The organism is Blastococcus tunisiensis, assembly GCF_900112815.1.
In the GTDB taxonomy this organism is placed as follows: domain Bacteria; phylum Actinomycetota; class Actinomycetes; order Mycobacteriales; family Geodermatophilaceae; genus Blastococcus_B; species Blastococcus_B tunisiensis.
On sequence record NZ_FOND01000003.1, the window covers coordinates 92,562 to 112,253 of the forward strand.

Annotated in this window: 18 protein-coding genes and 1 pseudogene; 16 read left to right on the top strand and 3 right to left on the bottom strand. The window is 72.6% G+C overall.

Annotated elements, in window-relative coordinates; translation table 11 throughout:
* Positions 1 to 163: 163 nt before the first annotated feature.
* The gene (locus BM142_RS04860; protein WP_254790546.1) at positions 164 to 1,870 is read left to right on the top strand and encodes a hypothetical protein; all 1,707 of its coding nucleotides are present in this window, start codon (positions 164 to 166) and stop codon (positions 1,868 to 1,870) included.
* A 73-nt stretch (positions 1,871 to 1,943) separates the two neighbouring features.
* A complete protein-coding gene (locus BM142_RS04865) occupies positions 1,944 to 2,927 on the top strand; it encodes a sigma-70 family RNA polymerase sigma factor (protein ID WP_092195884.1) in 984 nt (327 codons plus the stop codon).
* A gap of 14 nt (positions 2,928 to 2,941) precedes the next feature.
* Here the strand turns inward: BM142_RS04865 and BM142_RS04870 are convergent, their stop codons facing one another.
* Positions 2,942 to 4,579 carry an EAL domain-containing protein gene (locus BM142_RS04870; RefSeq protein WP_092195653.1) on the bottom strand — a complete coding sequence of 546 codons (1,638 nt, stop codon included), beginning with the start codon at positions 4,577 to 4,579 and terminating at the stop codon, positions 2,942 to 2,944.
* A gap of 174 nt (positions 4,580 to 4,753) precedes the next feature.
* Here BM142_RS04870 and BM142_RS04875 point away from each other — a divergent pair, with 174 nt between their 5' ends.
* The 10 genes from BM142_RS04875 (at position 4,754) to BM142_RS04920 (ending at position 14,597) form a co-directional block, all read left to right on the top strand.
* Positions 4,754 to 5,131 (top strand): VOC family protein, encoded by a 378-nt coding sequence (locus BM142_RS04875; protein WP_092195654.1) that lies wholly within the window; start codon positions 4,754 to 4,756, stop codon positions 5,129 to 5,131.
* Positions 5,132 to 5,216: 85 nt separating this feature from the next.
* On the top strand, positions 5,217 to 6,056 hold the full coding sequence (locus BM142_RS04880; RefSeq protein WP_139228768.1) for a CPBP family intramembrane glutamic endopeptidase: 840 nt from the start codon (positions 5,217 to 5,219) through the stop codon (positions 6,054 to 6,056).
* Between the two features lie 11 nt (positions 6,057 to 6,067).
* Positions 6,068 to 6,853: a potassium channel family protein gene (locus BM142_RS04885; RefSeq protein ID WP_092195656.1), complete on the top strand. Its 786-nt coding sequence runs from the start codon at positions 6,068 to 6,070 to the stop codon at positions 6,851 to 6,853.
* A 109-nt stretch (positions 6,854 to 6,962) separates the two neighbouring features.
* Positions 6,963 to 8,069, top strand: a complete 1,107-nt coding sequence (locus BM142_RS04890) for an NAD(P)-dependent alcohol dehydrogenase (RefSeq protein WP_092195657.1) — start codon at positions 6,963 to 6,965, stop codon at positions 8,067 to 8,069.
* Between the two features lie 152 nt (positions 8,070 to 8,221).
* Positions 8,222 to 9,970: an FAD-dependent oxidoreductase gene (locus tag BM142_RS04895; RefSeq protein ID WP_254790547.1), complete on the top strand. Its 1,749-nt coding sequence runs from the start codon at positions 8,222 to 8,224 to the stop codon at positions 9,968 to 9,970.
* A 20-nt stretch (positions 9,971 to 9,990) separates the two neighbouring features.
* Positions 9,991 to 11,049 (top strand): maleylacetate reductase, encoded by a 1,059-nt coding sequence (locus tag BM142_RS04900; RefSeq protein WP_092195659.1) that lies wholly within the window; start codon positions 9,991 to 9,993, stop codon positions 11,047 to 11,049.
* A gap of 321 nt (positions 11,050 to 11,370) precedes the next feature.
* On the top strand, positions 11,371 to 11,763 hold the full coding sequence (locus BM142_RS04905) for a hypothetical protein (protein ID WP_217640604.1): 393 nt from the start codon (positions 11,371 to 11,373) through the stop codon (positions 11,761 to 11,763).
* A gap of 90 nt (positions 11,764 to 11,853) precedes the next feature.
* Positions 11,854 to 12,057, top strand: coding sequence for a type II toxin-antitoxin system PemK/MazF family toxin (locus BM142_RS04910; protein ID WP_335340770.1), 204 nt, complete (start codon positions 11,854 to 11,856; stop codon positions 12,055 to 12,057).
* Between the two features lie 608 nt (positions 12,058 to 12,665).
* Complete coding sequence (locus BM142_RS04915; RefSeq protein WP_092195660.1) at positions 12,666 to 13,061, top strand: universal stress protein; 396 nt, start codon at positions 12,666 to 12,668, stop codon at positions 13,059 to 13,061.
* 486 nt (positions 13,062 to 13,547) lie between these two features.
* Positions 13,548 to 14,597: an HpcH/HpaI aldolase/citrate lyase family protein gene (locus BM142_RS04920; protein ID WP_092195661.1), complete on the top strand. Its 1,050-nt coding sequence runs from the start codon at positions 13,548 to 13,550 to the stop codon at positions 14,595 to 14,597.
* Positions 14,598 to 14,771: 174 nt separating this feature from the next.
* Here BM142_RS04920 and BM142_RS25595 read toward each other — a convergent pair.
* Positions 14,772 to 14,960 (bottom strand): annotated as a pseudogene (locus tag BM142_RS25595) (hypothetical protein); the annotation flags it as partial.
* A gap of 92 nt (positions 14,961 to 15,052) precedes the next feature.
* Positions 15,053 to 15,673, bottom strand: a complete 621-nt coding sequence (locus BM142_RS04930) for an AzlC family ABC transporter permease (protein WP_254790548.1) — start codon at positions 15,671 to 15,673, stop codon at positions 15,053 to 15,055.
* Between the two features lie 164 nt (positions 15,674 to 15,837).
* Here BM142_RS04930 and BM142_RS04935 point away from each other — a divergent pair, with 164 nt between their 5' ends.
* The 4 genes from BM142_RS04935 to BM142_RS04950 are packed head-to-tail and all read left to right on the top strand — an operon-like array spanning position 15,838 to position 19,628.
* A complete protein-coding gene (locus BM142_RS04935; protein ID WP_217640575.1) occupies positions 15,838 to 16,722 on the top strand; it encodes an HpcH/HpaI aldolase/citrate lyase family protein in 885 nt (294 codons plus the stop codon).
* Positions 16,719 to 17,921, top strand: coding sequence for a CaiB/BaiF CoA transferase family protein (locus BM142_RS04940; protein ID WP_092195664.1), 1,203 nt, complete (start codon positions 16,719 to 16,721; stop codon positions 17,919 to 17,921). Before BM142_RS04935 ends, BM142_RS04940 begins: the two co-directional genes overlap by 4 nt.
* A gap of 22 nt (positions 17,922 to 17,943) precedes the next feature.
* Positions 17,944 to 18,474, top strand: a complete 531-nt coding sequence (locus BM142_RS04945; RefSeq protein WP_092195665.1) for a MaoC family dehydratase — start codon at positions 17,944 to 17,946, stop codon at positions 18,472 to 18,474.
* Entirely contained in the window at positions 18,471 to 19,628 is a 1,158-nt protein-coding gene (locus BM142_RS04950) for an acyl-CoA dehydrogenase family protein (RefSeq protein ID WP_092195666.1), read from the top strand. The genes BM142_RS04945 and BM142_RS04950 overlap by 4 nt, the downstream gene beginning before the upstream one ends.
* The last annotated feature ends 64 nt before the right edge of the window (positions 19,629 to 19,692 follow it).

Consider the following 19,692-nt stretch of genomic DNA (forward strand, 5'->3'; position numbering starts at 1 on the left):
CGGTCGGGGATCGGGCCGGCCCGACTGTCGCGTGCTCATCTCGGCCGGGATGCTCCCGGCCGCGAGCGGCGGTGTCCAGCACCGACCCCCGGTAGGGTCGGCCGGGCTGGGTCTGCCGTCGTCGTCGTGCCCCTGCGCCACCGGCGTGCCCGGCGGACGGAGGATGCCCGTGCGCTCCCGCGCGCTGCCGATCGCCCTGACCGCCCTGCTCTTCACCGGTGCCTGCACCGGCTCCGGGGAGGGCGGGTCCGAGCCGGAGGAGCAGGTCGCGCAGGTCACCACCGCGGCGCCGGGGGAGCGGCTGACCCTCGTCGCGGACGAGGACCCGGTGGCCGCCGCGGTGAGCGCGAGCCGCACCTTCTTCGCCGTTGCCGGGGTGGCCGTCCTGGCCGCGGAGGACGACCGGGCCGGGATGCTGCTGGGTGCCTCGGCCGCCGTCGCGCTGGGTGTGCCGTTGCTGGTGGGTGCCGACGGGAACAGGGTGGAGGAGCCGGTCCTGGCCGAGCTGGACCGGCTCGGGACGACGACCGTGCTCGCCGTCGGGGACGCCGCGCCCGCGCCGGAGTCGGAGTCGGAGTCGGACTCGCCGTCGTCGTCCCCGTCGGAGGACGACGTCCAGGTCATCGGGGTGCCCGCCGAACCGGGTGCGGTCGCCGAGCTGCTCGGCCGGGACCTCGCCGGGACGGAGCCGGTCGCCGAGGGCGCCGACGTGGCCGCGGTCGCGGCGCTGGACCCCGACGACCCGGCCGCGCTCCTGCCCCAGGGCGGCGGACGGTCGGACGAGGACGGCGCGCGCGCCGCGGACGGCGAGCTCCCCGAGATCGAGGGCGGCGAGCCGCTGGCGAGCACCCTGGTGCTGGTCACCGGCGATCCTGCCGGGCTGGCCGGCACGGCCACGGCCCGCGCGGCCGGGGCCCGCGTGCTGGTCACCGACGGGGCCACCGATCCGCGCGCGTCGGAGGAGCTGATCAGCACCCTCGCCGAGGACGACGCCGAGCACGTGGTCGCGCTGGGGGCCGGCTTCGCCGCGGAGGACGGGCTGGACTGGAAGCTGGAGACGGCCGCCACCGGGACCCAGTTGCCCGGCGGCGGCCAGGTGCTCTTCCCGGGGAAGATGATGGTGGCGCTCTACGGCCACCCCGGCACCGGTGCGCTGGGCGTGATGGGGGAGCAGCCGGTGGAGGCGGCGATCGAGCGGGCGCGGGCGCACGCGGCCCCCTACCAGCCGCTGGTCGACGCCACGGTCGTGCCGGCCTTCGAGATCATCGCGACGGTCGCCTCGGCCTTCGCGGGGCCGGACGGCAACTACTCCAACGAGACCGACATCGCCGAGATCCGGCCGTGGGTCGAGGCGGCGGGAGCGGCCGGGCTCTACGTCGTCCTGGACCTGCAGCCGGGCCGCACCGACTTCGTCACCCAGGCCGAGCTGTACCGCCCGCTCCTGGAACTGCCGTACGTGGGGCTGGCCCTCGACCCGGAGTGGCGGCTCGGGCCCAACGACGTGCACCTGGTCCGGATCGGCTCGGTGGCGATCGAGGAGGTCAACGCGGTGGTGGCCTGGCTGGCGGACCTGACGCGGGAGAACGCGCTGCCGCAGAAGCTGCTGGTCCTGCACCAGTTCCGGATCGACATGCTGCCCGGTCTCGAGCGGCTGGACATGGGCCGTGACGAGCTGGCGATCCTGATCCACGCCGACGGGCAGGGGCCGCAGGGCTCCAAGCAGGCGACCTGGCAGGCGCTCCAGGGCAACGCTCCCGAGGGGGTGTACTGGGGCTGGAAGAACTTCTACGACGAGGACGTCCCGATGCTCACCCCGGAGCAGACGATCGCCCAGGTCAGCCCGCTCCCGGAGCTGGTGACCTACCAGTAGGACGACGGCCCTCCCGGATTGTCGGTGTCCTGTGGTGTGCTGACCGGCACATCGACTTCGAGGGGTGGTCTCCGTGACCAGCGTGGCGATCGGCCCGGCGGATCAGCTCGATCCCCGTCTGCTCGAGCACCGGCGGGAGCTGACCGGCTACTGCTACCGGATGCTCGGTTCGTCCTTCGACGCCGAGGACGCGGTGCAGGAGACGATGGTGCGGGCCTGGCGCGGGCTGGCGGACTTCGAGGGCCGGTCGGCGCTGCGGTCGTGGCTCTACCGGATCGCGACCAACGTCTGCCTCGACCAGCTGTCCGGCCGGCAGCGCCGCGCGCTGCCGATGGACCTGGCCGGCTCCCCGTTCCCGCCGGTGCAGGCCTCGCTCGCCGGGCGGCGCCCGGCCACGGCGTGGATCGAGCCGGTGCTCGACCGGCAGGTGCTGCCCGAGGACGGCGACCCGGCCGAGCAGGCGGTGGCCAGGGAGTCGATCCGGCTGGCCTTCGTCGCCGCGCTGCAGCACCTGCCACCGCGCCAGCGCGCCGTGCTGATCCTGCGCGAGGTGCTGCGGTGGAAGGCCGACGAGGTGGCCGAGCTGCTCGACACGACGGTCGCCTCGGTCAACAGTGCGCTGCAGCGGGCACGGGCCACGCTGTCCGCCGCCGGCGGTGCGCCCGCACCCCGGCCGCTGGACGCCGACGACCGGGAGCTGCTGGCCCGCTACGTCGACGCGTTCGAGCGCTACGACATCGACGCGTTCGTGAAGCTGCTGCACGAGGACGCCACCCAGCACATGCCGCCGTTCGAGATGTGGCTGAAGGGCCGCGACGACATCGGCGCCTGGATGCTCGGCCCGGGAGCGGCCTGCCGCGGCTCGGTGGTGGTGCCGATGAGCGCCAACGGCACGCCGGCGTTCGCGCAGTACAAGCCGCGCGAGGGGGGTGGTCGGGCACCGTGGGCTCTGCACGTGCTCGAGGTCGACGGCGGCCGGATCGCCCACATCTCGAGCTTCCTCGACCTCGACAACGACCTGTTCCAGACGCTCGGTCTGCCGACGCTGGTCGACTGACCCGCTGAGCGTCCCTACGCCCGACGGGCGCGGGTCCGGGGCGCGGCCGGGCGCCGCGGTGCCGGGAGCACTGCCGGCGCCTCGGGGCGGCCGAAGTGGTAGCCCTGGCCGAAGCGGGCGCCGAGCCGGCGCAGGGTCGCGGCCTGCTCGGCCGTCTCGATGCCCTCGGCGACGAGGGCGACGCCCATCTCCTCGGCGTAGCCGGCGATCGCGCGGGCGATCGCCCGGCAGGCCGGGTCGTGCTCGACGTCGCGGACGAACGCCACGTCCAACTTGATGATGTCGGGGGCCAGCTGGGTCAGATGCTGCAGGCTGGCGAAGCCGGCGCCGGTGTCGTCGATCGCGATCCGGAGCCCGCGCGCCCGCAGCCCGGCGAGTGCCTGGCGGAGCGTCGCGTAGTCCACCACCTCCTCGTGCTCGGTCAGTTCCACGACCAGGCGGCCGGGCGGGGTGCGGTCGAGCAGTGCGGCGGTCACGGGGTCGAGCAGCGTCGCGGGGGAGAAGTTGACCGACAGGTACGTGTCGGCCGGGAGCAGGGGCAGCAGCGCCAGGGCGGACCGGGCGGCCTGCTGCTCGAGGTAGACCTGGAATCCCAGGTCGCGGCTCTGGCGGAACACCTGGTCGGGTGCCACCGCCGCCCCGTCCGTCGACCGGAAGCGGGACAGCGCCTCGAAGCCGACCACCCGGCCGCCGTCGAGCTCGACGATCGGCTGGACGACCATGCTGCGCCCGGGGCCGTCGACCAGCGCACCGAAGGCGGCCCGGTCGGCGTCGCTCCGGCGTGCCGACTGCTCCTCCTGGGCCAGGCTGTGCCCGATGAGACCGGCGATGACCGTGAGGGCCTCGATCTGCCCGTGGGTCGGCGAGCTGCCGCTGTCGGTGCCCAGGCCGCAGAGGGTGCCGTACACCGAGCCGTCCGGCCGGCGGACCGGGACACCGCAGTAGGCACCCACGCCCAGGTCCGCGGTGACGGGCATGGCGCCCAGGAGCGGATGTGCCGGCACGTCCGGGACGGCCGCGGGGATGGTGCCGGCCAGGAGCAGCGTGCAGTACCCGTCGGCGGCGTCGATCGTGGTGCCGGGTGCCAGGTCGGGGCCGCCGTCGGCGTCCACCGCCACGAAGGTCTGCCGGTCGCCCTCGATCCGGGAGAGGAAGGTGAGTGGCATCCCCAGGACGGCGCGTGCGGTGGCCAGCAGGCGGTGCACGACCGGGGAGTACCCGTCGTCGTGCCGCGGGTCGTCGTCGGCCCGGCGCTCGGTGAGCCCCAGGCCGTCGAGCAGGTCCTGACCGGCCCGGTGCTGCCGCAGCCGGGTGAGCACGGCGCCGGCCTGACGGCCGAGTGCCTCGGCGACGCTCCGCTGCCGGGGGGTGAAGGGCCGCGCCCCGGCGGGCCGGCCGAGGGTGAGCTCGCCGACGGCCTGCCCCTGGGCGGTGAGGGGGACGAGGAGAGCGGTCGTCCGCGCGCCGGGGCACTCGGTCAGCCCGCGGTCGGTGTGCAGCGAGACGGCGCCGTCCGGACCGGTCAGGTGCCCGGCGGCCACGGGGGCGGCGCAGAGCGCCTGGGCCACCTCGAGGGTGCGCGACAGGACGACGTCCTCGGTCTCCGCCTCCGCGATCGAGGTGACCTCCGCGATGGCCGCTGCAATCCTCACGCACCGGTCATCGACCGGGGGCGGCAGCGGCTGCAGCCCACCGGCACGGACTCGCCCCTTGGGGGGAGGGAGAGGGGGGTGCCGCGTGTACGCCGCCGACCGCCGGTCCAGGGGCCGATGACTCGCGGTGCCCCGGCCGGTCCTAGCAGGAGGACCTTCGAGAGGGGACTTCCGATGCTCAGCGACAGCCCTGCCTTCAGCGGCTTCTCCGTGGACGACGCCGACGCCGCCCGCCACTTCTACCAGGAGACCCTCGGCCTGCGGGTCACCGACGAGGCCATGGACGGCATCCTCCGCCTCCACCTCGGCGGGGGGACCAGCGTGCTGGTCTACGCCAAGCCCGACCACGTGCCGGCGACCTTCACGGTGCTCAACTTCCCGGTGCCCGACATCGAGAAGGCCGTCGACGAGCTGGCCGCCCGCGGGGTCCGCTTCCAGCGCTACGAGTACCCGCCCACCGACGAGAAGGGCATCATGCGCGCCGGTGGCCCGCTGATCGCCTGGTTCACCGACCCGGCCGGCAACGTCCTCTCGGTGATGCAGGAGGGCTGACCGGCCGGGTCGGCGGCCGCCCGAGGGCTCCGGATCGGGTCCCAGGGCCCTCGTGGCCGGGGCCGGCACCCGCCACGATCGCCGGGTGCGCAGCTGGGTCCGCGACCACGCCGTCCTGACCTACGCCCTGCTGGCCTACGGGTCGTCGTGGGCGTGGTGGGTGCCGATGCTCGTGCGTGGCGACGTCGTCCGGCGGGGTGACGGGTGGCCCACCCACCTGCCCGGACTGCTGGGGCCGGCCGTCGCCGCCGTGGTCGTGACGGTGGTGATCGAGGGGCGCCCCGGGGTCGCCGAACTCGGCGCGCGGGTGGTGCGGTGGCGGGTCGGCTGGTCCTGGTGGCTGCTGGTCGCCGGCACGGCCGCGCTCGCCCTCCTCGGGCTCGTCGTCCCGTTGCTCACGGGGGACGACATCCCGGGGCTGCAGGCGTTCTCGCGCTATTCCGGAATGGGCGAGCTCGGGCTCGCCGGGATGCTCGTCGTCGCCTTCGTCGTCAACGGTCTCGGCGAGGAGACGGGCTGGCGAGGGTTCGCCGTCGAGAGGCTGCTGGCCCGGCGCGGGCTCACCGCGACCGCTGTGGTCGTCGGCGCGCTGTGGGCGGGCTGGCACCTCCCGCTGTTCTGGATCAACGACTCGTTCCGGTCGTTCGGCGCGCTCGGGATCCTGGGCTGGACGATCGGCCTCGCCGCGGGATCGGTGGTGCTGACCTGGATCTACCGCGGAGCCGGGCACAGCGTGCTGCTGGCGGCGGCGTGGCACACGGCCTTCAACCTGACGTCGGCCACCGAGGCCACCGGGGATGTCGTCCCCGCGATCAGCAGCACACTGGTCATCGTCGTGGCGGTCGCGGTCGTGCGGCGTGATCGAGGCCGGACGCGGCGGTCCGATCGGACGCCGCACGGAGGGAGGACCTCGCGCCGCGGCTAACGTGCGGCGTCATGTCCCACCCCCTTCCGACGGAGCATCGCCGCGAGCGGTGGGAGCGCGCCGCGGAGTGGCCGCTGACTCTCGCCGCGCTGGTCTTCCTCGCCGCCTACGCCTGGCCGATCCTCGACCAGGACCTGGCGGCCCCCTGGCCGCGGGTCTGCCAGGCGGCCACGTGGGTGGCGTGGAGCGCGTTCGCCGTCGACTACGCCGCCCGCCTCGCCCTGTCCCGACGGCGCTGGGCGTTCGTCCGGTCCCACCTGTTCGACCTGGCGGTCGTCGTGCTGCCGCTGCTGCGACCGCTCCGGCTGCTGCGCCTGGTCACGTTGCTGACCGTGCTCAACCGGCACGCCGGGCAGTCGCTGCGCGGCCGGGTGATCGTCTACGTCTGCGGGGCGACGTCGCTGATCATCTTCGTCGCCGCGCTGGCCCTGCTCGATGCCGAGGGCGATCACCCCGACGCCAATGTCGACGGCTTCGGTGACTCCCTGTGGTGGGCGTTCGCGACCGTCACGACGGTCGGCTACGGCGACCGGTACCCGGTGACGACGGAGGGCCGGGTGATCGCCGCGGGCCTGATGCTGGCCGGCATCGCGCTGCTGGGCGTGGTGACCGCGACCTTCGCCTCGTGGCTGGTCGAGCGGGTGCAGGAGGTCGGCGAGGAGAGCCAGACGGCCACCCGCCGCGACGTCCGTGCCCTGATGCAGGAGGTGACCGCGCTGCGGGCCGAGCTGTCGGCGAGACCGCGGGAGGCCCCCGCCGGGGTCGACGGGAACGGTGCTGCCGGCCGCAGCGGCTGACCGGCGCGGGTCCCCGCCTCGTCCGCTGCGGCGGCCGGGTGCGCACCGCACCATGGTGGGAACCACGGCCGGGGACTCGGCCGGGTCCGCACGTCGCGAGGAGCCCGTTGTGCGCATCACCGCCGCCGTCGTCGAAGAGCTGCACGGTCCCTTCGTGGTCCGACCCGTCGAGCTGGAGGACCCGGGGCCCGGTGACGTGCTGGTCAGGATCGCGGCGACCGGCTACTGCCACACCGACGGGATCGCCCGCGACGGCGACCTGCCGTTCCCGCTGCCCGGCGTCCTGGGGCACGAGGGTGCCGGCACGGTGGTCGCGGTGGGGGAGGGCGTCACCGGCGTCCGCGAGGGTCAGGACGTCGTCCTCGGCTGGCCGTACTGCGGGCGGTGCCGCAACTGCCTGGCCGGTGAGCCGCGCTACTGCCTGGACCTGGGGGAGCTCGTCGGCGCGGGCCAGCGCCCCGGAGGTCGCGGCTCGGCGCTGCGGACCCCCGACGGGGGCCCGCTGGGCAGCCACTTCTTCGGCCAGTCGTCGTTCGCCACGTACGCGATGACCTCGGCGTCCTCGCTCGTGCCCGTCCCGGCAGGGCTGCCGGTCGAGCTGATGGGGCCGCTGGCCTGCGGGCTGGCCACCGGCGCCGGCGCCGTGTTCAACACCCTGCGCCCGGAGCCCGGCTCGTCGATCGTCGTCTACGGCGCCGGCACCGTGGGGCTGGCCGCGGTGATGGCCGCCCGGTGCTCGCCGGCCACGACCATCATCGCCGTCGACCGGCACGCCGCCCGGCTCCGGCTCGCGGCCGACCTGGGCGCCACCCACACGATCGACGCCACGGACACCGATCCGGTCGGCGCGGTCAACGACATCTGCGGTGGCCCGGCCGACGCCGCGCTGGACTGCACCGGCGTCGTCTCCGTGCTGCGACAGGCGATCGACTCGGTGGGCATGCTCGGGACCGCGCTGCTCATCGGTGGCGCGCCGGCGGGGGCGGAGTTCAGCGCCGATCACCTGAGCACGCTGTGGGGCAAGACCATCCGGGGCACCCTCGGGGGCAGCGGCCAGGGGCAGGCGCTGATCACGTCCCTGATGGATCTGCACACCCAGGGGCGGTTCCCGTTCGACCGGCTGGTCCAGTTCTTCGCGCTGGAGGACATCGCCGACGCCGTCGAGGCCTCGCACAGCGGTGCGGTCGTCAAGCCCGTCATCCGCATGCCGCACTGACGGCCGCGGCGAACGGGCCGATATGTGGCCCTTGACACAATTGCGAGTTACCCGTCGAATGAGCCTGCCCGCTGTGCGGACGGTCGTCCGCGCCACTCGAAGGGACCTCGATGACTGCTCTCCCGCCGGACGCCGCTGTGCCCGGAGCCGCCGTGACCACCGACGTCCTGATCGTGGGCTCGGGTCCCGCTGGCGCCTCCGCGGCCCTCTTCCTCGCCACGTACGGGACGCAGGCGCTGCTGGTGACGAAGTACGGCCGGCTGTCCGACACCCCCCGCGCGCACATCACCAACCAGCGCACCATGGAGGCGCTGCGGGACGCGGGCCTCGAGGAGCGGCTGATGCGGGAGGCGACGCCCTGGGAGTCGATGGGGAACACGACCTTCTGCACGAGCCTGGCCGGTGAGGAGCTGGGCCGCATCCCCTCGTGGGGCACGGACACGGTGCGGCACGCGGACTACGAGCTGCAGAGCCCGTGCACGATGCTCGATGCCCCGCAGACGATCACCGAGCCGATCCTGGTCCAGGCCGCCCAGGAGCGCGGAGCGCGGGTCCGCTTCGACACCGAGTACGTCTCCCACGTCCTGGAGGACGACGGCGTCACCACGACCGTCCGCGACCGGCTGACCGGCACCGAGTACACGATCCGCTCGAAGTACCTCATCGGTGCCGACGGCGCCCGCAGCAAGGTCGCCGCCGACCTGGACCTGCCCTTCGAGGGTCCCGGCGCGGTGGCCGGCGCGCTGAGCATCATCTTCGAGGCCGACCTGTCGCGGTTCGTCGCGCACCGCCCGTCGGTCCTCTACTGGATGCTGCAGCCCGGCGCGGAGAAGGAGGGCGTCGGCCTCGGGGTGCTGCGGATGATCAAGCCGTGGACCGAGTGGATGCTCATGTGGGGCTACGAGGTCGCGGCCGGTCCGCCGGAGCTCACCGACGAGGTCGTCCGGGAGCTGGCGGTGCAGCTGGTCGGGAGCGACGACTTCGAGATGCGGGTCAAGTCCCGCTCGCCGTGGACGGTCAACCACCACTTCGCGACGACGATCGCGCGCGGACGGGTGTTCTGCGCCGGCGACGCCGTCCACCGCCACCCGCCGACGAACGGGCTGGGCTCGAACACCTCCATCCAGGACGCCTACAACCTGGCCTGGAAGCTCGCGCACGTCGTCGCCGGGACCGCCGCGCCGTCGCTGCTGGACTCCTACGACGCGGAGCGGGCCCCGATCGCCCGGCAGATCGTCGAGCGGGCCAACCAGAGCATCGCCGACACCGGGAAGATCATCAGCGCCCTCGACCTGGAGCACACCGAGGCCGAGGCGCTCGAGCGGCAGCTCGCGCTGTGGAAGTCGCCCGGGCCCGAGGGGGAGAAGATCCGCGCGGCGGTGCGCGAGGCGATCGCCTACAAGGCCTACGAGTTCGACGCGCACGGGGTCGAGCACAACCAGCGGTACGCCTCGTCGGCGGTCGTGCCCGACGGGACGCCGATGCCCGAGTACCGCCGCGATCCCGAGCTGTACGCCCAGCCGACGACCTGGCCCGGCGCCAAGCTCCCGCACACGTGGGTCACCGCGGACGGGCACCGGGTGTCCACGCTCGACCTGGTCGGGCGCGGCCGGTTCAGTGTCGTGACCGGTATCGGTGGGGCCGCGTGGCTCGACGCGGCTCGGGCTCTCGGCGAGGAGTTCGGCCTGGACATCACCGGGGTCTCGATCGGCCCGGGCGAGCAGTTCGAGGACCCGTACGGGACGTGGGCCGACCTCCGGGAGATCGAGGACGGCGGCGTGCTGCTGGTCCGGCCGGACCTGTACGTCGCGGCCCGGCACCTGTCCTCGCCGTCCTCGCCGGCCGACGCGCACGGCTGGCTGCGGGACGCGCTGGGTGCCGTCCTGGGCCGGACGGCCTGACCCTCGCCGCGCGGGACGACATGACCGGGTTCCCCGACGGGTTCGACATCGACGGGCTGCCCACGCGGGTGCTGTTCGGCACGGGACGCCGGGCCGAGGTGGCCGCGGAGGTGGCCCGCCTGGGGCGGTCGGCGCTGCTGGTGACCGGCCGTTCCCAGGCGGCGTTCGTCGCGGAGCTCGAGCAGGCGCTGGGCGGTGGGCACGCAGGCACGCTCGACGGCGCGGTCGAGCACGTGCCCGTGCCGCTGGCCGAGCGGGCTCGCGCGGTCGCCCGCGAGACCGGTGCCGACGTGCTGGTCGCGGTGGGCGGTGGCTCGTCGGTGGGGCTGGCGAAGGCGATCGCGCTCACCGGCGGCCAGCCGGTCGTCGCGGTGCCCACCACCTACTCCGGCTCGGAGATGACCCCGATCTGGGGCACCTCGGAGGGCGGGCGCAAGACGACCGGGCGGGACGAGCGGGTGCGTCCGCGGGTGGTGCTGTACGACCCCGAGCTCACCCTGGACCTGCCGGCGGCGACGTCCGCCGCGAGCGGCATGAACGCGGTGGCGCACTGCGTGGAGGCGCTGTGGCTGGCGCCGGCCAACCCGCTGGTCGGGGCCCTGGCGGAGGAGGGTCTGCGCGAGCTGGCGGCCGCGCTGCCCGTCCTGCGGCGGTCCCCGCGGGACGTCGCAGTGCGGGGCGGGGCGTTGCGCGGTGCCTGGCTCGCCGGCACCGTCCTGGCCGCGGCGGGGACCGGGCTGCACCACAAGATCTGCCACGTGCTCGGCGGGCTCGGCCTGCCGCACGCCCAGGTGCACGCGGCGGTGCTGCCCGCGGTGACCGCCTTCCTGGCCGACGCGGCGCCGGGCGCCGTCGCGCGCATCCGGCGGTCCCTGGGTGTCGCCGACGCCGCCGAGGGGTTGTGGCAGCTGGCGGCCGACGCCGGCGCACCGACGTCCCTCGCCGACCTGGGACTGGCGCCGGAGCAGGTCGACGAGGCGGCGGACCTGGTGGCGCAGGCGGGCCCGGCGGCCCCACGGCGCGTCACCGCGGACGACGTGCGGTCCATCCTGGGCACGGCGCTGGCGGGCCGGCCGTGACCCGATTTCTGAAGACGATCATCGCGGGGGCGAGCCGACGCTGACGTTCCTGGTGGGAAGCACCCAGTCCAGCGCTCTCGATGTCGTCCGCTCTCGCGGTCGGCACCAGGAGCCTTGACCGATGATCTCCGGTATCGGGACGCGGCCTGTCAGGGTTGTGAGCGAAGGGGAGCGGTGACGACTTCGTCAGGTGGCGGGCAGCAGGACGCTGGGGAATTCACGAGCATCGCGTTGGGAGCGGCGGCGATTGCCTCGGCCGCGCCGTGGTCGAGGCCGTGCGGAGCGGCCGGGCATGCACGACCCGGGCTCGAAGCGGTGCGAATGCTGCTGCCCGTCGCCCAACACGCATGGCGCACCGTCGATGCAGTGGCCGGGTCCGTCGAGCCGGAGCTCATGATGCGCAGTGGCACAGATGACGCTGGAGCCGTCGGGGAACTGCTCCAGGTGGCTGGTGACGTCGACCTGCTCGCCTACGCCGCACTCACCCTTACCGCCGACGGGGACGAGCTCAGCCCCGACGAGCGGGTGGTCCGGACGTTCCTCGACGCACCGTCGACGGCCCGCCTGAGCCTTCCGGAGTTGCTCGTGGAATTGCGAAGGAAGGCAGCGCACGACAGGCTGCGCGCAGAGGCCGCTGCGCTGGCCGCCGATGACGGTGACCGTGCCGAGGCGGCTGAGGTCCTCCGGGACATGGAGTCGCTGCGTGCGTGGTGAGGTGTATCGCCTTCGCTCCCCCCGGGGCGCCCGGGGCCATGGGCAGGCCGGCGGCCGCTTGCGATCGTCGTCCAGTCTGCTCTGCTGCCGCTGTCGACCTGGCTGGTCGCGCCGACCTCCACCTCGGCACGCGCGACCACGTTCCGTCCCGAAATCTCCCTCGAGGGCCGCTCCACCCGGGTGCTGGCCGAGCAAACCGGTGCCGTGGATCCGCGGCGCTTGGGGGAGTCGGCCGGTCACCTCACCTTCGATGAACTGCGCCAGGTAGACGCTGCGTTCGGTCTCGGCCTCTAACGGACACCCAGGACGTCGCCCCCCAGGAGCCCGCTACCCCGCGCGCGAGCCCTCTGTGATTGTTGTTCATGGTTGGGGTCTCGGCGCGGCGTCGTCCGGTCTGTGGGCGACGCTGGCCGAAAGCGGTGCCGGGCGCTCGGCCTGCGGTCCCTCCGGATGTCGCCGATCCCCCGGAACGGGCTGCGCGCCGGGCATTGCGAGCGGCCTGTTCCGCCTGCTTCAGGCGCTCGGGAGCATTCACCGTCAGGTAGGTGCTGCCGCTCTGACCGAAGTGGGACCACCTGTACCGGTGCTCCCCGATCGTCCACGTCGCCGCCATGTGCGCCCCACGGTCGACACGTTCGACGGGGAGCGTGTAGGCACGCCCTTCCTCCAGCGGGAACCGGAAGAACTGACCGGGTGGCACGATCACGTCGCGGCACCACTCGACGACCGGGGGCAAATCTCGCTGCGCGTAGTCATGCCCGGACCAGTCCTCGGTCAACGCGAGCCGCACCTCGAGGGAGGCGAGCGGCCATCCAGGCCGTTGCACCGCTCGACGGCCACGGACTGCTGACCCTCAACGTCGGGACTGCAGCAGTCCCGACCATCAACCCTAGGATGAGTGCATGACGATCGTCGTCGGATACATCCCGACCCCTGAAGGTGAAGCCAGTTTGGTTGCAGCGGTGGAGGAAGCGCGCCGCAGGGATGAGCCGCTGCACGTGGTGAACGTCCGAGCAAGCGACTCCTCCGAAGATCGCCGTTACCTCGAAGAGCCGGAGGTGGAACGTCTCACCGGCAGACTCGCGGGCATGGGTGTGATCTTCGAGGTCCAGCAGCTTGTCAGAGGCAAGGAGCCAGCCGAGGAGATCGTCGGCGCCGCCGAGCGGTTGAAAGCCAGCCTCATCGTCATCGGCATTCGACGGAGAAGGCCGACCGGTAAACTGATCTTCGGCAGTCAGGCCCAGCGCATCCTCCTCGATTCGGAGTGCCCAGTGCTGGCAGTGAAGCCCTCCACCTGACCGGCGTGGGCTGGACGCCCGCGTCCATCAGCAGCTGGAGGCCGGGCCGGTGTCGAGCAGGTGAGCCTGGTTCGAGCTGCGGCCCAGAGTGCGCCGACGTGCGTGGTCCTCGGTCGCGAGTAGTTCGGCCGTTTGTGGCCCGAGGCCGGCTATTCGCAGCCGGGCCCCTTCCATCGTCGAGATGGTTGCAGCTTCTGAACCTGGCGCCCGAACTCGACGTCGCTTCTTGACTACCTCGAGGACGCTGAACAGGTGGGACCAAACACGCCCCGCGGGCCAGGGCTGGCCGAATGGTGCCTCCGAAATCGGCAGCACGAGGACACGCTCGCGCCGATCACGGCCAAGGATGCCGTGCGGGCGATCGCCACGGCGCATGTGTGCCTGGGTCCACGAGGGTCTCGCTGCTGTCGTGGATGGCAGGCAGCAGTGAGGACGCTGCTCCGGTCTGAACCGGGTCACTACCCGAGGCGCTTGTAGGGTTCGGCAATGCGTAACCCGAAGACGTTCTTCCGCCCGTTGGCCGTCGGTGCGCCGGCTCCGGTGCGGGAGGTGCCCTTCCGTCCCTCCCGAATGCTGCACTTCTTCGACCCCTCGAACGCGAAGATGGTCGCCAAGCTGCCCGATCTGGCCAGCAAAGTCGACGTGTTGCTCGGCAACCTCGAGGACGCCGTCCAGGCGGTGAACAAGGACGCCGCCCGCGCGGGCCTGGTCGACGTGGCCCGGACGGTGGATCTGGGCGGTACTCAGCTGTGGACGCGGATCAACAGTTTGGACTCCCCGTGGGCGCTCGACGACCTCACGACCCTGGTCACCGAGATCGGCAACGAGCTCGACGTCATCATGGTGCCGAAGGTGGAGGGTCCGGAGGACATCCACTACGTGGACCGGCTGCTGGCGCAGCTGGAGGTCAAGGGTGGCGTTCGCAAGCCGTTGCTGGTGCACGCCATCCTCGAGACGGCCTCCGGCGTGGCGCAGGTAGAAGAGATCGCGCTGGCGTCCCCGCGCATGCAGGGCATCAGCCTCGGGCCGGCCGACCTGGGCGCCGATCGTCGGATGAAGACCACCCGGGCCGGCGGTGGGCACCCGTGGTACCTCGTCCGGGAGGACCCTGTTGACAGCGACGTGCACGCCCCCCGGGCGACCTACCTGCAGGACGTCTACCACTACACGATCGGCCGGATGGTCGACGCCTGCGTGCAGGCCGGCATCTATCCCTACTACGGCCCGTTCGGCGACATCGGCGACGTGGTCGCCTGCGAGGACCAGTTCCGCAACGCCTACCTGATGGGATGCGTGGGGACCTGGTCCCTCCACCCGGTGCAGATCGACATCGCCCGCCGCGTCTTCTCGCCCGACGTCTCGGAGGTCGCCTGGGCGCGCCGGGTCGTCGATGCCATGGGCGACGGCACCGGCGCGGTCATGATCGATGGCAAGATGCAGGACGACGCCTCGGTGAAGATGTGCCGCGTCACCCTCGACCTCGCCGCCGAGCTCGCCGAGCGTGACCCCGAGCTCAAGGAGCTCTACGGCCTTTGAGCCCGCCGATGCGCCGCCGAGGGCGCCAGTCTGACTTCGGCGGCGATCGCCACCGGCCCGGGCCGCTGCTTCCAACGCAGGTGCACGATCTTTGCGCACCATCGGCTGGGGCGTGCGCCGCGGCGAGGAACGGGGCCGGCTGGAGCGGTCCACCATGCCGGCGGGGCCGAACTCGAGGTAGCAATCCCGCCACCTGGCCGCCGTGGGGCACGAGACCTCAAACCGCTCCGCCGCCCGGACTACGGGCCAGCCCTGGTCGACGATGCAGCAGGCCAGCCGAAGCCGGCCGGTCTCGGTGAGCGGCGCATTGCGGTGAATCAAGGGGGACCTCCTGGGTCGGAGTGGGTGCCTGGCGGTTCCCACAGCCAAACCCGGAGGTCCCTCCCTGCCTCAAGATCAGCCTCATCCGCAGGTAGTGCACCAACCTGTCCGAGCAGTACACCTAGCCCGCGGGCCTAGGTCGAGCGGCGCGGCCGGAGCCCGATCAACGTCGCCGCGCTGGCCACCAGGGCGGGTACCCCCGGCGGCGTCGCCGGGACGAGGGCCAAGGCGATGGCCCCGCCCAGCAGCGCGACGGTCGCCCGGCGCCGGTCGCGGATCTCGGCGAACAGCAGCCCGAGGAAGAACGCAGGGAAGACCGCGTCCAGTCCGAGCGCGTTCGCGTCGAGCGGGGGAGCGAGGACGCCGGCCACCGTGCCGCTCACCCAGCCGGCGTAGTGGATGGCCGCGTGCCCGATCAGACGCTCGCGCTGGAAGCTCCCACCGGGCTCGGCGGCCAGCACCCACGCCGACGTGACGACCGCCTGACCTTCGAATGCACGCCGAACGCGGCCTCCTCGCAACGAAGAGCCGACCGCGAAGCCCATGGGGACGAAGCGGGAGTTCACCAGCGCGGCGGCGCTGACGGCTGCGCCGAGCCCGCCGCCGGCGACGAGGATTCCGACGGCGGCGAACTGCGCCGCACCGGCGTGCATGAGCACCGACATCGCGATGACGGCGGCGGGGGGCATCCCGGCCGCGCTCGCCACGACCCCGAAGGACAGTGCGAGGGCGAAATTCGCTGCCGTGTAGGGCACGCCTTCCCGCATGCCTCGGCGCCACTCGTTCACCCGCGCCCCTTCCCTCGGCCCGGTGGTGCTCCTATTGTCGGACATTAACCGCCCGGGTCTCACGTTCCTGCTTCTGCGGGCCGCGTCCGCCCGAGATGTCGCCCGCCCGTCGCCGACCGCAGGGGTCCCCGGTGCTCGAGATCACGACATTGCTCTACGTGCCGGCCAACCGCCCGGACCGGATCACCACCGCCTGCCTCAGCGGCGCCTCGGGGATCGCGGTGGACCTCGAGGACGCCGTTGCCGTCGAGGCGAAGGCCGCCGCCCGCAACGCACTGCCCGACGTGCTGCGCCGGCACCTGCGCCCCGGCTGCGTGGTCGCCGTCCGGATCAACGCGCTGGACACCGGTCTCGCGGAGGCCGACCTCACCGCGCTCGGGCCGGTCCTGGGAGCGACCGACCTCGTCATCGTCCCGAAGGTCGCGACGGCGGATGACCTGCGCTCGGTGAGCGCGCGCCTGGCCGAACTGGAGGGAGCGCACGGTGTACCGGCGGGTCGCACACGCCTCCTGGCCCTCATCGAGACCGCGCGGGCGGTCCTGCACGCGGAGGAGATCGCTGCCGCCGGAGAGCGCGTCCTGACCCTCGGCTTCGGCGCCGCCGACCTCAGCGGCGAACTGGGCATCGAGCCCGCGCCGGGGAGCCTCGCGCTGGTTCAGGCCCGCTCCCAGGTGGTTCTCGCGGCCGCGGCGGCCGGCCTGCCGGCACCGCTGGACGCGCCGCACCTGCGGCTGCGCGACCCGGTGGGCCTGCGGAGGTCGGCCGAGCACGCCCGAGCACTCGGGTTCGGCGGGACACAGGTGATCCACCCGGAGCAGCTCGGCACGGTCCACGAGGTGTTCGCGCCGACCCCCCAGGAGACGGCGTGGGCACGCGAGGTCCAGGAGGCGTTCGACCGCGCTGAGGCCGAAGGAACGGCGAGCATCCGGCTCGCCGACGGCACGTTCGTCGACTACCCGGTGGTGCGGCGGGCTCGGCGCATCCTCGCGGCGTCGGGCGAGGAGGCGGGGCGATGAGCGCCGGCGCAGGCGGCGCCCGACCGCTCGAAGGCGTCGTCGTCGTGACCCTCGAGCACGCCGTGGCCGCTCCCTTCGCCACTCGCCAGCTCGCCGACCTCGGGGCCAGGGTCATCAAGGTCGAACGGCCCGGCGTCGGCGACTTCGCGCGCGGCTACGACGAGACCGTCCGCGGGACGTCCAGCGTCTTCTTCTGGCTGAACAGGTCCAAGGAGTCCCTGACGCTCGACGTCAAGCATCCTCGGGCGCCGGAGCTGCTGGACCGGCTGCTCGAGCGCGCGGACGTCTTCGTGCAGAACCTCGCCCCGGGGGCGGCCCAGCGGCTGGGCCTGGGGGGCGACGAGCTCCTGGCCCGTCATCCGCGGCTCGTGGTCTGCAACATCTCCGGCTTCGGCGACGCCGGACCGTATCGGGACCGGAAGGCCTACGACCTGCTCATTCAGGGAGAGGCGGGGGTCATCTCGGTCACCGGCACCGAGGACGTCCCGTCGAAGGTCGGCATCTCGGTCGCCGACATCGCCGGGGGGATGTACGGCTTCTCGGGGATCCTCGCCGCCCTCCTCCAGCGGAGCCGGACCGGTCGCGGCGACGTCCTGGACATCTCGCTGTTCGACGCGCTCATCGAGTGGATGGGGCATCCCTTGTACTACACCGAGTACGGCGGCACCCAGCCCGTGCGCATGGGTACGGCCCACCCGATCATCGCGCCCTACGGCGCCTTCGCGACCCAGGAGGGCGACGAGATCCTCGTCGCGGTGCAGAACGAACGCGAGTGGCGGGCGTTCTGCACCGTCGTGCTCGGCGATCCAGCCGCGGCGTCGGATCCGAGCTGGTCGACCATGAGCGGCCGGGTGGCCGACCGGACGGCGCTCGACGCGATGATCGGCGACCGGTTCGCGCAGCTGGGGTCCGGGGAGGCGCTCCGCCTGCTGGACGAGGCCAGCATCGCCTCCGCGCGGGTCAACCAGCTCCGCGACGTCGCCCGGCACCCGCAACTGGTGGACCGGGACCGGTGGCAGGACGTGGCAACCCCGTTCGGGCCCGTGCCGGGACTGCTCCCCACCGGCCTGCCGCGCGGTGCTTCGCCGCGCATGGACCCGGTGCCGGCCCTCGGCGAGCACACCGAGCAGGTCGTCGAGTGGCTCGGCTTCTCGGCCGAGGACAGAGCAGCGATGCGAGCGGACGGACTGTTCGAGTGAATCGATGGGGAGAGGGCGCGGCATGAGGCACACCGGCTGGCAAGGGCGGTACTTCGAGGACTTCGTGGTGGGAGACGTCTACGAGCACCCGCTCTCGCGGACGATCACCTCCGCGGACAACATCTGGTTCACCTTGTTGACGCAGAACACCGCCTCGGTCCACTTCGACCACGTCTACGCCGCGCAGACCGAATTCGGGAAGCCGCTGGTCAACTCCACCTTCACGCTCGCGCTGGTCGCGGGGCAGAGCGTCTCCGACGTCTCGCAGAACGTGTTCGCCAACCTCGGCTGGACCGACGTGACGATGCCCGCCCCGGTCTTCGAGGGGGACACCGTGTCCTCGTGGTCGGAGGTTCTCGAGCTGCGTGAGTCGAGGTCCCGTCCCGACGTCGGCATCGTCACTGTCCACACGGAGGGCGTGAAGCAGACCGGCCAGACGGTCCTCGTGTTCACGCGGTCGGTGATGGTCTACAAGCGCGGGCACGGACCGTCACGCCGCGTGCCGACGGCTGAGAACGGCCCCCTTTCCCCCGGACGGACGGAGCAGTCATGACCCAGCCCGACACCGATGTGCGCAAGGACCTGCGGGATCTCGTAGCCCGGGTGTGCGCCGACTTCCCCGACGACTACTGGCGACGCATCGACGAGGAACGCAGCTATCCGGAGGCGTTCGTCGACGCGCTGACCGGCACCGGACTGCTCGGTGCGCTGGTGCCCGAGGAGTACGGGGGCCTGGGCCTCGGGCTCGGGGATGCGTCGGTGATCCTCGAGGAGATCAACTACCGGGGCGGTAACGCGGCCCCGGTGCACGCCCAGCTCTACACGATGGGAGCCCTGCTCCGGCACGGGTCGGCTGAGCAGAAGGAGCGGTATCTGCCGGGGATCGCCGCCGGCAGCATCCGCCTGCAGTCCTTCGCGGTGACCGAGCCGGGGGCGGGCACGGACACCACGAACCTCAGCACCCGGGCGGTCCGGGACGGCGACCGCTACGTCGTGAACGGGCAGAAGATCTGGACGTCCCGCGTCCAGCACTCCGACCTCATGCTCCTGCTGGCACGCACCACGCCGAAGGAGGAGACGACCAAGCGATCCCAAGGGCTGTCGCTGTTCCTCGTCGACATGCGGGATCTGAAGGGCCTCACCGTCCGGCCGATCCACACGATGGTCAACCACGAGACCAACGAGCTGTTCTTCGACGACATGGAGATTCCGGCCGACACCCTCATCGGTGAGGAGGGCAACGGGTTCAAGTACGTGCTCGACGGGATGAACGCCGAACGCATCCTGATCGCCTCCGAGTGCATCGGTGACGGGCGATGGTTCGTCGAACGGGGTGCGGCCTACGCCGGGTCCCGGACCGTCTTCGGCCGGCCGATCGGCCAGAACCAGGGAATCCAGTTCCCGCTGGCGCGGGCCTACGTCAACGTGTCGGCGGCGAACCTGATGCGCTGGAAGGCCGCGGACCTGTTCGACCAGCACCAGCCCTGCGGAGCCGAGGCGAACATGGCCAAGATGCTCGCGGCCGACGCCTCCTGGGAGGCCGCCAACGCCGCGCTGCAGACCCACGGCGGCTTCGGCTTCGCCAGCGAGTACCACGTCGAGCGGAAGTTCCGGGAGACGCGCCTGTACCAGGTCGCCCCGGTGTCCACGAATCTGATCCTGTCTTACATCGGCGAGCACGTGCTCGGAATGCCTCGGTCCTTCTGACCCGTCGCTCGGGATGCGGATCCCTACCGTCCGGTAGTGACCTGACACACTTTCGTTACGTCAG

Excerpts from the sequence above, each read along its gene's own strand:
- BM142_RS04860 (WP_254790546.1), top strand. The coding sequence starts at position 164 with ATGCCCGTGCGCTCCCGCGCGCTGCCGATCGCCCTGACCGCCCTGCTC.
- BM142_RS04875 (WP_092195654.1), top strand. The coding sequence starts at position 4,754 with ATGCTCAGCGACAGCCCTGCCTTCAGCGGCTTCTCCGTGGACGACGCC.
- BM142_RS04885 (WP_092195656.1), top strand. The coding sequence starts at position 6,068 with ATGTCCCACCCCCTTCCGACGGAGCATCGCCGCGAGCGGTGGGAGCGC.
- BM142_RS04900 (WP_092195659.1), top strand. The coding sequence starts at position 9,991 with ATGACCGGGTTCCCCGACGGGTTCGACATCGACGGGCTGCCCACGCGG.
- BM142_RS04905 (WP_217640604.1), top strand. The coding sequence starts at position 11,371 with ATGCTGCTGCCCGTCGCCCAACACGCATGGCGCACCGTCGATGCAGTG.
- BM142_RS04915 (WP_092195660.1), top strand. The coding sequence starts at position 12,666 with ATGACGATCGTCGTCGGATACATCCCGACCCCTGAAGGTGAAGCCAGT.
- BM142_RS04920 (WP_092195661.1), top strand. The coding sequence starts at position 13,548 with ATGCGTAACCCGAAGACGTTCTTCCGCCCGTTGGCCGTCGGTGCGCCG.
- BM142_RS04940 (WP_092195664.1), top strand. The coding sequence starts at position 16,719 with ATGAGCGCCGGCGCAGGCGGCGCCCGACCGCTCGAAGGCGTCGTCGTC.
- BM142_RS04945 (WP_092195665.1), top strand. The coding sequence starts at position 17,944 with ATGAGGCACACCGGCTGGCAAGGGCGGTACTTCGAGGACTTCGTGGTG.
- BM142_RS04950 (WP_092195666.1), top strand. The coding sequence starts at position 18,471 with ATGACCCAGCCCGACACCGATGTGCGCAAGGACCTGCGGGATCTCGTA.